At 35.8% G+C, this 11,441-nt stretch carries 12 protein-coding genes and 2 tRNA genes; 4 read left to right on the forward strand and 10 right to left on the reverse strand.

The window, feature by feature from the left end:
* Positions 1-138: 138 nt before the first annotated feature.
* Entirely contained in the window at positions 139-837 is a 699-nt protein-coding gene (gene rlmB, locus ABGX27_08025) for a 23S rRNA (guanosine(2251)-2'-O)-methyltransferase RlmB (protein MEO2069436.1), read from the forward strand.
* On the opposite strand, the gene ABGX27_08030 is transcribed toward rlmB, so the two are convergent.
* From ABGX27_08030 to ABGX27_08055, 6 genes are read right to left on the reverse strand one after another with little or no spacing between them, the layout of a single operon-like run.
* A complete protein-coding gene (locus ABGX27_08030) occupies positions 793-2,013 on the reverse strand; it encodes a glucose-6-phosphate isomerase (GenBank protein MEO2069437.1) in 1,221 nt (406 codons plus the stop codon). The genes rlmB and ABGX27_08030 overlap by 45 nt on opposite strands.
* A complete protein-coding gene (locus tag ABGX27_08035; GenBank protein ID MEO2069438.1) occupies positions 2,014-2,151 on the reverse strand; it encodes a hypothetical protein in 138 nt (45 codons plus the stop codon).
* Positions 2,152-2,174: 23 nt separating this feature from the next.
* A complete protein-coding gene (mqnE, locus tag ABGX27_08040; protein MEO2069439.1) occupies positions 2,175-3,290 on the reverse strand; it encodes an aminofutalosine synthase MqnE in 1,116 nt (371 codons plus the stop codon).
* A gap of 7 nt (positions 3,291-3,297) precedes the next feature.
* Positions 3,298-4,395 (reverse strand): aminofutalosine synthase MqnE, encoded by a 1,098-nt coding sequence (gene mqnE, locus ABGX27_08045; GenBank protein MEO2069440.1) that lies wholly within the window; start codon positions 4,393-4,395, stop codon positions 3,298-3,300.
* Complete coding sequence (locus tag ABGX27_08050; GenBank protein MEO2069441.1) at positions 4,376-4,810, reverse strand: metal-dependent transcriptional regulator; 435 nt, start codon at positions 4,808-4,810, stop codon at positions 4,376-4,378. The genes mqnE (ABGX27_08045) and ABGX27_08050 overlap by 20 nt, the downstream gene beginning before the upstream one ends.
* A gap of 42 nt (positions 4,811-4,852) precedes the next feature.
* Positions 4,853-6,325 (reverse strand): FAD-dependent oxidoreductase, encoded by a 1,473-nt coding sequence (locus ABGX27_08055; protein ID MEO2069442.1) that lies wholly within the window; start codon positions 6,323-6,325, stop codon positions 4,853-4,855.
* Positions 6,326-6,354: 29 nt separating this feature from the next.
* Here ABGX27_08055 and ABGX27_08060 point away from each other — a divergent pair, with 29 nt between their 5' ends.
* Positions 6,355-7,419: a potassium channel protein gene (locus ABGX27_08060; protein ID MEO2069443.1), complete on the forward strand. Its 1,065-nt coding sequence runs from the start codon at positions 6,355-6,357 to the stop codon at positions 7,417-7,419.
* A 53-nt stretch (positions 7,420-7,472) separates the two neighbouring features.
* Here ABGX27_08060 and ABGX27_08065 read toward each other — a convergent pair.
* Positions 7,473-7,559 (reverse strand) — tRNA-Leu (locus ABGX27_08065).
* Positions 7,560-7,652: 93 nt separating this feature from the next.
* Between ABGX27_08065 and ABGX27_08070 the strand changes: the two genes are divergently transcribed.
* Together ABGX27_08070 and ABGX27_08075 are read left to right on the forward strand one after the other, a co-directional pair.
* Positions 7,653-9,296 (forward strand): diguanylate cyclase, encoded by a 1,644-nt coding sequence (locus ABGX27_08070; GenBank protein ID MEO2069444.1) that lies wholly within the window; start codon positions 7,653-7,655, stop codon positions 9,294-9,296.
* 37 nt (positions 9,297-9,333) lie between these two features.
* A tRNA-Sec gene (locus tag ABGX27_08075) sits at positions 9,334-9,428 on the forward strand.
* Positions 9,429-9,622: 194 nt separating this feature from the next.
* Here the strand turns inward: ABGX27_08075 and gatA are convergent.
* The 3 genes from gatA to ABGX27_08090 all read right to left on the reverse strand — a co-directional run.
* Positions 9,623-11,086, reverse strand: coding sequence for an Asp-tRNA(Asn)/Glu-tRNA(Gln) amidotransferase subunit GatA (gene gatA / locus ABGX27_08080; GenBank protein MEO2069445.1), 1,464 nt, complete (start codon positions 11,084-11,086; stop codon positions 9,623-9,625).
* A gap of 4 nt (positions 11,087-11,090) precedes the next feature.
* Positions 11,091-11,318, reverse strand: a complete 228-nt coding sequence (locus ABGX27_08085; protein ID MEO2069446.1) for a DUF6485 family protein — start codon at positions 11,316-11,318, stop codon at positions 11,091-11,093.
* Between the two features lie 18 nt (positions 11,319-11,336).
* On the reverse strand, positions 11,337-11,441 hold a 105-nt coding region (locus ABGX27_08090; protein ID MEO2069447.1), incomplete at its 5' end, for an Asp-tRNA(Asn)/Glu-tRNA(Gln) amidotransferase subunit GatC.

An 11,441-nucleotide genomic window follows, 5' to 3' on the forward strand; every position in this document is an offset into this window, starting at 1 on the left:
TAAAATTCCTTTAAAACCCTTCATAAGATCTATGCTTAAGGAAATACTATTTGGCTTTATAAGACCTTTAAAAGGAATAGAAGAGACAGTGAAAAGTTTAGATGTAAGGATAAGGAGAAAATGATGTAAAACCTTACTATATGTGGAAAGAATGCCGTTTACGAAGCGAGAAAATCAAAAAAGAGCATTGAAAAACTATACCTTCAGTATGGAAAGTACTTTGATCCAGAATTTTTAAGCTTCCTAGAAGAAAACAACATTCGTTTTCAGTGGGCAAAAAAGAACCAACTTGAAAAACTTACCAAAACAAAAAAGCACCAAGGAGTAGTGGCTATTTTATCTCCTATAGATTACGTTCCTTGTGAAAAGCTTTTTAATCAAACCACTAAGGAAAAGAACTTCTTTGTTGTCCTTGATGGCATAACAGAACCTCAAAACTTAGGAACAATAGCAAGAACCACAGAAATTTTTAATGGAACGGGACTTTTATTACCAACAAAATCATCCGCCCCAATAAACGAAGTTGCTGTAAAATCTTCAGCAGGAGCTATATTTCATCTTCTCATATCAAGAGTAGAAAATTTAAGTGAAGAACTAAAAAAGTTTAAAAAACTTGGCGGAAAAATTTACGCACTAGAAACAGGAGGAAAGGATATAAGAGAAATTAAATTTGAAAAACCAGCTGCTCTTGTTCTTGGTGCAGAAGGAAGGGGAATAAGCAAAGAGGTTCTTTCTATTTCAGACGAAATAGTTACAGTTCCAACTTTTGGAAAAACCCATTCCCTTAATGTTTCAGTAGCTTGTGGAATCGCCGCCTTTAAGCTTTGCATAGGCTAACTTTTTACCTATTTCTACAGCTGGTTGCCCGTAAGGATTTACCCCCATAAGCTTTGCCATGACAACTGTTGCTATCATGTAGATCATAAATAGGTACCCCATGTTATATGGGGAAAGGGAGTCCATCTTTATCTCAATAATTGGTCTTTCTCTCTTGTAAAGAGCTTCAACAGTTCCTTCAAATTCTGCTTTTATTATTTCTGAAAGTTTCTTTCCAGCAATAAAGTCAAGAATTTCTGTTTCTTCAGGAAGTTTCAAATCTTCAGTGTAATTCTCAATAGAGAAGAACTGATAAACTTTATCATCCTTTCCATCCATAAAAAGTTGAAGAACGGAGTGCTGGGAGGACGTTCCAATTGCTTTCATTGGAGTTTGTCCTTCTCCATCTTTTCCAAGACTTTCTGCCCAAAGCTGTGCATACCATTCAGTAAACTCTCGTAAATAATTGGAGTAAACCATCATTACAGAAATTGTTCTACCTTTTTTATAGTGAAGATATTTACAGACTCCAAGCTTTATTGCTGGTTCTGGATTTTCTAGAGCATCTTTTGCACCTTTTAAAAGTTCCTCAATGTTGTAGTTTATAAACTCAGAAGGTACAAGTCCAACAGGTGTTAAAACAGAAAACCTTCCGCCTATTTCTTTTGGTATGGAAAAAAATACAGTATCAAATCTTCTTGCTAAACCTTCAAAAGAATTACCTTCATCACCTATAAAGATGAAACGATTTCCCAAGTCAGAGAAATTCTTTTCTCTCAGTTTTTTCACTACAATATTTAGTAAAACAACTGTTTCAAGAGTTCTACCCGATTTACTGATAAAAGCAAAACAAGTTTTTTCAAGATTAACAGAATTTAAAACTCTCTTTACGTATGTTGGATCAACGTTATCAAAAAAAAGAAGTTTCCTTCTTCCTTCCTGTTCTCCTGAAGTTATGGTGTTATAGATAGCCTTTGTTCCAAGAGAAGATCCTCCCATACCTACGACAATTAGAGAGTCAAATTTTGCTTTATAGTCTTTTAACTTTCGCTTTATCTCTTTAATATTTGTGTTAGCAGACTTTACAAAAGGAGCATCTTTTTCGTTAAGAAGACTTTTTAGGTTATTCTCCTTTACTAACTTTTCAACACTTAGGGGTGAAATCCCACAATAATCAAAGCAAAGCGATACTGCCACTTACTCCCCCCTAGGTTCCGAACCACTACCATCTTTCTTCTCACTAAGAGTTGACTTCCAAGCGATTATAGCAAAGGATAAAGGTAAAGCAATAGCTATTATGGTACAAATAATTCCGTAAATTGTATTTTCGGACATTTTCTTACCTCCAAAAAGATTTTTTAAAAATAAACCTTTATCGGATTGTAAACGGTATCTCTCTCAACAGGAATCTTCCCTGCTTCCTTTATTAGCTTTACTAAGCGTTCTTTTGGAATGAACTCCCCGGCCCTTGCTCCTGCAGATTTAGTAATATCCTCTTCTATGACTGTTCCGTCAATATCGTCCGCTCCAAACTGCAGAGAAACCTGTGCAATCTTTTCCCCGAGCATTATCCAGTAAGCTTTTATGTGTGGAAAGTTATCAAGAAGAAGTCTTGATACAACTAGCGTCTTTAACTCATCAATTCCTGTCGTATAGTTAGCATTCGGAATTTTTGTATTAATAGGATGAAAAGCTAAAGGTATAAATGTCTGAAACCCTCCTGTTTCATCCTGAGTTTCTCTTAATAGTAAAAGATGATTTACTCTATCTTCAATACTCTCAATATGACCAAAAAGCATTGTTGCATTGGACTTTATTCCAAGTTTGTGTGCCGTCTTGTGAATTTCCAAATAATCTCTTGCTGAGATTTTATCTGGACAAATTTTTTTCCTTATCTCCTCTTCAAAAATTTCTCCCCCACCTCCCGGAATTGAACCAAGCCCAGCTTCGATCAAATCTATGAGTGTTTCTTCAACAGTTTTCTTTCCTTTTTCTGCTATGTATTTAATCTCCTCGGCAGTATAAGCTTTTATATGAATATCTGGAAAGGTTTGTTTCAAGACTCTTATTATTTCAATATAGTTCTCATAACGCCAGTCCGGATGTAATCCACCTACTATGTGAACCTCCGTAAGGCTAGGATTACTCTTTTTGTAATCTTCAAGTTTTCTCACTATATCTTCTACTGCCAGTTCATAAGCACCTTCCTCTCCTTTTCTCTTCCTAAAGGCACAAAATTTACAAGTACCAATGCAAATATTTGTTGGTGTAATGTGAACATTAACGTTAAAGTAAGCAAACTTCCCATTTTTCTTCTCTGCTACGTAGTTAGCTAAAAGTCCTAAAGTTGGTAGATCGTAAGAGTTAAAAAGTGTAATTCCATCTTCAAAAGAAAGTCTTTCTCCACCAAGAATTTTCTCCGCAATAGGAAAAAGATTTCTATCTTTAACCAATTTTAAAATCACATCTTCCATCTCAACCTCAATAGACTCTTAATACGTTGTATAAAGTATCCCTTTCAACAGGAATTTTTCCAGATTCCCTAATAAGTTTTAAAAGTCTCTCTTTCGGCATATATGAACCTGTTGTTGCTCCCGCAGAATGAGTAATGGACTCCTCCACAACTGTTCCATCAAGGTCATTAGCCCCAAAGTGTAATGAAACTTGGGCAAGTTTTTCTCCAAGCATTATCCAAAAAGCTCTAATGTGGTCAAAGTTATCTAAGATAAGTCTCGCAACAGCCAACATCTTAAGGTCATCAAACCCGGTCGTAGCCTTCCCTTTAAGCTCTGTATTTTCAGGATGGTAAGCAAAGGATAGAAACGCCAAAAAACCTCCCGTTTTATCCTGTAGATCTCTAAGTCTTAAAAGGTGTTCTACCCTTTCTTCTACTGTTTCAATATGTCCATAAAGGATAGATGCATTTGTTTTAAACCCTAAACGGTGAGCTGTTTCATGAATTTCTAAATACCTTTCGGCTGAGAGTTTTTTAGGACATAGAAGTTTTCTTACCCTTTCACTAAAGACTTCTGCTCCACCTCCAGGAAGTGAAGAAATTCCAGCTTCCAAAAGATCAATTAAAATTTCTTTTATAGATTTTCCTGATATCCTTGATAGGTAGTCAATTTCTTCAGCAGTGAAAGCTTGAATACGGATTTTTGGAAAACTTCTCTTTATCTCCCTCAAAAGTTCTATATAAAATTCGTATCTCCACTCAGGATGTAGTCCACTTACAATGTGAACTTCTGTAACGCCATCAAAAGACTCTATTTTCTTTAAAACGTCATCAATTGTTAACTCAAAAGCCCCTTCTTCTCCCTTATTCCTTCTAAAAGCGCAAAATTTACATTTCCCAACGCAAATATTTGTAAGATTCACATGTCTGTTTACTATAAAGTAAACAAAATCTCTGTTCTTTTTTCTATTCACAAAGTCGGCAAGTCTTCCCAAAGTTAAAATATCGTTTGTCTTAAAAAGTTTTACTCCATCTTCAAAAGATAGCCTTTCTCCATTAAGAACTTTTTCTGCTACATTTTCTAAGGTTCTATCTTCCATAAACTTAAATATCATTTTTTTCATTAAGGTACTCCTTGAAGTTCTCTCTTAGATTTTCTTTTTCAAAGAAATAGACAAGCTTTTCTATTCTTTCTATAGTCTCCTTTGAGAGGTGATGTTCCAAAAGGCAACCTTCTTTTTCAGCAATGTCATCTCTTACTCCAAGAACTTCTTTCATGAACTTGATCAATACTTTATGCTTGCTGTATAGAGTCTGAGCGTAGAGCTTCCCCTTTTCGGTTGTCCTTACGTAACCGTAAGGCTCATAGTGAATAAAACCTTTCTCCGAAAGCCTTTTAAGGACATCGCTAACAGTTGGCATTTTTACGTTTCTTTCTTTAGCTATCTCCTTTACTCTTGCTACTCCATTTTTCTTTTCAATCAAATAGATAGTTTCAAGGTAATCCTCAAGCCTCGGGGCAAGCTTTTCTTGTTCCATAATCTCTCCATTCAAACTAAGTTAGGTCTATCTAAATTTTAGCTAACTTTTTACTTTCTCTCCACAGTGTTGACACAGTGAACTTTCAGAAACGATAAATAGATTATCGCCTTTTAAACTCTCTTTCTTTGGTTCGTAAAAGTCTACAGTAAACCAAATTCTATCCCCTAAACCAAGTTTCTTTAATATTTTTTCTGCTGCAACTCTTCCGCTTTTTATCGCCTCAATAGCTGTAGTCATTCCGTTTAACGCATCTCCAACAACAAAAACATTACTTTCAAAAAACTTTTCACCTGAGATTTCAAAAGTCTCAAATATTTTTTTGTCCTTTTCAAAACCTATTGCAGGAACAAGGTAGTCAAAACTGATACTACCGCAGGAAAAAGTTATTCTATTGTCTTTTATAACTTCTGGTAAACAATTTGTGAAAACCTCTACTCCTTCTCTTATAGCAAGATTCACTTCCCTTGGGTTTGCCCGAAAATTTTCTGAACTTCCTCTATAGAAAACAAAAGCCTTTCCTCCTAGTCTTAAAACAAGTCTTGCTATATCAAAGGCTGTATCTCCAGCTCCAACTATTGCTACCTTTTTACCCTGAAGGTCTGGAGGAAACTTTAGAAAAGACAGAGGATAAACAACAGCAGATTTCCCTTCCACTGGAATGTCAAACTTTCTCTCCTTCTGGGAACCAACCGCAATTACAATAAAGTCGTATCCTGAAAGCTTAGAATTAACATTGGTCTTTAAGAAAACTCTCAAGTTTTTGAAAGAAGTAATAAACTCTATTTCTCTTTGTAAAAGTTCTTTATCTAATTTAAAGTCAGGAATTAGATTTAAAAGTCCTCCCAGTGTTTTTTCCTTTTCAAAAATATCTACTTTTACTCCACATGAAGCTAAATAATAAGCAGCAGAAAGTCCTGCCGGTCCTCCACCTATAATGGCTACTTTGCGATTAACAACGGGAAATATAGGATTTCTCTTTATTATTTTCATCTCCTTTAAGACAAGCCTTCCAAATTCCTTGTGAACTTCTCTTATTTTCAAGGATCTTCCAGGTAAAATTCCACATTTTGTTTCACAAGTAGCAGGACATATTTCTCCCAAAGTAAGAGGAAACGGTGCCTTAGATACAAAAACTCCAAAAGCTTTTTTAAACTTTCCCACGCTACTAAAACTCATAAAAGACGGAATATTTACGTTTGCAGGACAGAAATCTTCACAAGGAGAAGTTTCCCTAGTAGCCCCTCTTTTAGCATCTATTGCCTGAAGAATGTAAAGGAAAATTAAAGCCACAATTAAAGAAATTGAACCGTAATTTAGCTTAAAACCTATCAAGTAAAGATAGTAGAATGGAAGGGAAAAAGTAAACAGAAAGAATATCCCCGTAATGAAACGTCTTTGATAAATTTGCCCAAGACCTGGTAGTATTAGCGAAAGGTAGAAAGCTTTCTTCCTCTCCTTTAAGACCCTCTTACCCTTTATATGGAACTCAAAATCTGGAAAGTTAAACTCCATGTCTAACCACCCTGATGTATAATTAATCCATGTTAAAGTTTATTAGAAAAATTTACAGTCAAAACCAAAAACTTTCTCCTGAAGAACAAACTCTAGTCAAGTTTCTGTATCTCATAACTATCCTATTCCTTCTTGTCTCCTTTTCAACTTTTGGAATTATGTTAATAGAACATTGGTCTTTCCTTGATGCACTCTGGCATACAATAATTACAATATCAACCGTTGGATACGGAGAAGTCCATCCCCTATCAACCGCCGGAAAAACCTTTACCATGGTCGTAATTGTTATTGCTTTTGCTATCTTTGCCTATGCTGCATCCACAATTGCTTCTATGATATTTGAAGGGGAACTAAAAAAAATTTTTATTAATAAGAGGATAGAAAAAATGGTTTCAAACCTAAAAAATCATACTATTGTTTGTGGACTTGGAAGAACAGGACTTGCAGCAATAAAAGAACTCTGGAAGGAAAAAATCCCGTTTGTTGTAATTGAAAAGAGCGAAGAAAAAATAGAAGAAGCGAAAGAGAAATATCCAAACCTTATCTATATTCTTGGAGACGCAACAGAAGACGAAATCCTAATAAAGGCAGGAATAAAGTCGGCAGCGAACTTAATAGTAGCTACTCCAGATGATGCAAGCAACCTGTTTATTACTCTTTCAGCAAAGAATCTAAATCCTAGAATAAAAGTTGTCGCAAGAGCAAGTAGAGAAGAAAACGTAATAAAACTAAAAAGAGCAGGAGCTACAGAGGTTATCCTTCCGAACGTTATAGGTGGACTGAGAATGGCCTCCTTAGCTATAAGACCAAGCGTTGTTACCTTCCTTGACATAGTAACTCACCATGGAGAAATAGATTTAAGACTTGAAGAAGTAAAGGTTCCCAAGGGTTCTCCTTTTCATGGGAAACTTTTAAAAGACCTTGAAATACCAAAAAAAACGGGAGTAATAGTTATAGGAATAAAAAGAGAAGATGGTTCTTTCATTCTTAATCCAACGTCTACAACAATGATTTTGGAAAACGACTCCTTAATAATAATTGGCACTCGAGGACAGGCTGAAAAACTAAAGAGGTTTGTTGGCGGCAGAAATTAGGTGAATTGCAAGGATAAATTGTAATATATTGAATAAAGAAAAGAATTTTTATATGGTGCGGGAGGCGGGATTTGAACCCGCACGCCCGTAAGGGCACCGCCCCCTCAAGACGGCGCGTCTGCCGATTCCGCCACTCCCGCGTCAAATTTGACGGTTTATAATATAGGAAGACATCCATTTTTTGTCAAGTTTGGTTTTGCTAAAATCCCCTTTCAAATTTAAAGGGGGATATTGTGAAAGATTTAGACATTACAAAACCAGTAGAAATCGCTGATGATGTTTTTTGGGTCGGAAGCTACATTAAAGACGATATTTTCCAGTGCCATCCCTATCTTATAAGAAACGGAGAGGAATCTATTCTAATAGATCCTGGTTCTTTAATTACTTTTGAAGAAACGCTAAGAAAAATAAAGTACTTGATAGATCTTAAGGATATAAAGTACATTGTTTGTCATCATCAGGATCCGGACCTTACGGCTTCTTTACCAGAACTTGAAAAAGTTCTTCCAGATAGGGAAAGATATATAGTAACCCATTGGAGAACATACTTTCTTTTAAAACACTACAACCTATTAACGCCGTTCTTCCTCGTTGATCAACACAATTTCAAACTACGCTTAGAAAGCGGAAGAGAACTTCTCTTTATTTTCACCCCTTACATGCACTATTCAGGGAATATTGTTACTTATGATCCAAAAACAAAGGTTCTCTTTTCCAGCGATATATTTGGGGGTTGGGTAGAAAAAGACTGGTCTTTATTTGCTAAAGACGAAAGTTACGTAGAAGCTATAAGAGCTTTCCATGAAATATACATGCCTTGTAAATCGGTTGTTCTTTATACAACAGAAAAATTGAAGCAGCTTGACATAGAGATAATCGCCCCTCAGCACGGTTCAATAATAAAAGGAAAAGAATTTGTAGAGAAAGTTCTGGATGCTGTTGAAAGGTTCGAATACGGAAAAATGGTCGAAGCTCAAAAGCTAGAAACTTTTAAAAAACAAGAACATAGAAGAAACATTATTTCTCTAATCGAAGACTTAACAATAAAGAAAATCTTTATGTCAGAGATACTGAAGATAATAGAGAAACAACTTTCTTCAGTCTTGCCTCTCGAAAGTATAGGAGTCATTTTAAGAATCAAAGATCACGTTTACGTTTATTCAAAAGACACAGGATATCTTCCTAGAAGAATGGATGATTTCGTTCTACCAAAGAAAAGATGTTTTTCTTTTGAAGATAAGGATGTGAAAATATTCATCGATCTTAAAAACAAAGAAGATCTTAATGAAGAAAACGAGAAATTTCTAAAATCTATAGCCTCTTTAATATTTTACATTGCTGAAAGGGAAAAGTGGCTTTTATCTATGCAAGAGAAAAAAGAGTTCTTAAAAGACAGAGCGTACAAAGATGCCCTTACTGGACTTTATAGGAGAGATATCCTACACGACTTGATAGAGAAGGAGTTTTACCGTTCAAAAAGATACGGATATCACTTTTCAATTCTAATGATAGATACAGATGACTTTAAGAAAATAAATGATACTTATGGACACTTGGTTGGAGATAAAGTGCTTAAGAAGGTTGCAGAAACAATAAGGAAAACTCTAAGAAAAAGTGATATAGCTGTTAGGTACGGAGGAGAAGAATTCTTAGTTATTCTTCCCCATACTGACTTAAATAAAGCAGGAATAGTTGCAGAAAGATTGAGAAAAAACATTGAAAAACTGGATATAGAAGGACTAAAAGTAACTGTAAGTATAGGCGTAGCAGACAATAGTCTCTCTTCAAATTTAGAAGAACTTATTCAGAAAGCGGATCAAGCCCTTTACGTAGCTAAAAGAACAGGAAAAAACAAAGTCATGTTGGCAACCCCTTGACAAATTGTTGTAAGTAATGAAATTTATTAAAGCCAACGGAGGTGGACGGGGGCTGGTGTCCCCCCCGGACTTCAAATCCGGTGGTCCCGCTAAGAGCGGGATGGTGGGTTCGATTCCCATCCACCTCCGCCAAAATAAAAAAAGTTCTTCTAATTTTTGTTTATCCATACTAACTCACACTAAAGTTGCAGTAATAGAAAAATCGGAAGAAGATTTTTTCAAGAATATCTTCTCTGTCTGAAAGGTAGTGCCAGTTTCTCTGTCAATTTCCAAGACTAAAATAAAATGGGATGGCGGGATCAACTCCCAGCCACCCCTATATTTTTTTAAAGAGAAGGTATATTGTCAATCCTTAATTCTTTTTCCAAGACGTTAGCGACGTTTAAAATAGTAGTTTCATCAAAAGCTTTACCTATAAGTTGGAATCCTATTGGCAGATTCTTACTGTCAAATCCGCAAGGAATAGAGATTGCAGGAAGTCCTGCTAAGTTTACAGCTATTGTAAAGATATCAGATAGATACATCTTGAGAGGATCGCTTGTTTTTTCTCCAAGTTTAAAGGCTGTGGTAGGAGAAACAGGAGTAGCAATAACATCCACTTTTTCAAAAGCCTTTTCAAAATCCTGATATATCAAAGTCCTGACTTTTTGGGCTTTTAAGTAATAAGCATCGTAATAACCAGCACTTAACGTGTAAGTTCCAATCATTATTCTTCTTTTGACTTCATCTCCAAAGCCTTCAGCTCTTGTTTTACAGAACATATCCACTAAACCTTGGTAATCTTTTGCTCTATAGGTATATCTCACGCCATCAAATCTTCCAAGGTTTGAGGAAGCTTCAGCTGGGGCAATAATGTAATAGGTTTCAACTGAATACTTTGTATGAGGGAGAGAGATTTCTTCTACTTCTGCTCCAAGGGCTTCAAGCTTTCTGATTGTATCTAAAACCTTCTCTTTTACTTCTTCTTCTATACCCTCAACAAAGAACTCTTTTGGAACTCCAACTTTTAGACCTTTTATGTCCTTATCTAAGGCTTCTAAAAAGTTTGGTACGGAAACTCTTGCACTTGTAGCATCTTTTGAGTCTTGACCAGAAATAATGTTTAGCAAATATGCAGCATCTTCTACTGTTTTTGTAATTGGCCCTATCTGATCCAAAGAAGATGCAAAGGCTGTAAGCCCATATCTTGAAACTCTACCGTAGGTAGGTTTTAAACCGACAACACCACAGAAAGCTGCAGGCTGTCTTATAGAACCTCCAGTATCAGAACCAAGGGATGCTATTGCAGACCTTGCAGACACACTAGCTGCTGAACCTCCAGAAGACCCTCCAGGAACTCTTTCTAAATCCCAAGGATTTCTCGTTGGCCCAAAGTAGGAAGTTTCTGTTGATGATCCCATTGCAAACTCGTCAAGGTTGTTCTTTCCTACAAAAATTGCTCCTCTTTCCCTTAATCTTTTTACTACTGTTGCATCATAAGGAGAAATAAAATTTTCCAAAATTTTTGAAGCACAGGTCATTCTAACGTTTTCAACGTTTATGTTATCTTTTATGGAAATAGGAATTCCAAAAAGCTCTGGAATTTCATCTTCATTAAGTTTCGCAAGATCTCTGTCAAGAAGATCTGATCTCTCCTTTGCTTCTTCAACTGAAACTGTTATGTAAGCATTAATCTTTGGTTCTGTCTCCTCTATTCTCTTAAGAAGTTCATCAAGAAGTTCAGAAGGTTTTACCTCTTTTCTCTTTATAAGAGAGTTTAATTCCTTTAAAGTTTTATTCAAAAGTTCCATTACTTTATCCTCCCATCTTTACAAGTTTGTATCCCAACTTTTCAGCCCAAACCTTTATAAAAAACTCTATATAACGATCATACGTCTTTTCTGCTTCTTCTGGGAAAAAGCAAGCAGGGATCTCTCCTTTTCTCCTATGGTTTCTTACACATTCGCAGCATATTCCTCTACGTCTACAAGCTGTATAACTACAACCGCAATCCTTTAAGTTTTCAATTCTCTTACATTTCATTCTTCCAGAACCTCTTGGCTATTTCTTTACAACTTTCGGAACGATGAAATATTCTCCATCGGTTTCTGGCGCATTCATAAAGGTCTTTTCCCTTGGAAGACTTGTCCCCTTAACATCTTCCCT

This window comes from Desulfurobacteriaceae bacterium (genome assembly GCA_039832905.1).
GTDB lineage: Bacteria > Aquificota > Aquificia > Desulfurobacteriales > Desulfurobacteriaceae > Desulfurobacterium.

What these genes read in the sequence shown, in the direction of transcription:
- mqnE (MEO2069439.1), bottom strand. Translation starts at nt 3,290, where the DNA reads ATGGAAGATGTGATTTTAAAATTGGTTAAAGATAGAAATCTTTTTCCT.
- ABGX27_08050 (MEO2069441.1), bottom strand. Translation starts at nt 4,810, where the DNA reads ATGGAACAAGAAAAGCTTGCCCCGAGGCTTGAGGATTACCTTGAAACT.
- mqnE (MEO2069440.1), bottom strand. Translation starts at nt 4,395, where the DNA reads ATGAAAAAAATGATATTTAAGTTTATGGAAGATAGAACCTTAGAAAAT.
- ABGX27_08055 (MEO2069442.1), bottom strand. Translation starts at nt 6,325, where the DNA reads ATGGAGTTTAACTTTCCAGATTTTGAGTTCCATATAAAGGGTAAGAGG.
- gatA (MEO2069445.1), bottom strand. Translation starts at nt 11,086, where the DNA reads ATGGAACTTTTGAATAAAACTTTAAAGGAATTAAACTCTCTTATAAAG.
- ABGX27_08035 (MEO2069438.1), bottom strand. Translation starts at nt 2,151, where the DNA reads ATGTCCGAAAATACAATTTACGGAATTATTTGTACCATAATAGCTATT.
- ABGX27_08085 (MEO2069446.1), bottom strand. Translation starts at nt 11,318, where the DNA reads ATGAAATGTAAGAGAATTGAAAACTTAAAGGATTGCGGTTGTAGTTAT.
- ABGX27_08060 (MEO2069443.1), top strand. Translation starts at nt 6,355, where the DNA reads ATGTTAAAGTTTATTAGAAAAATTTACAGTCAAAACCAAAAACTTTCT.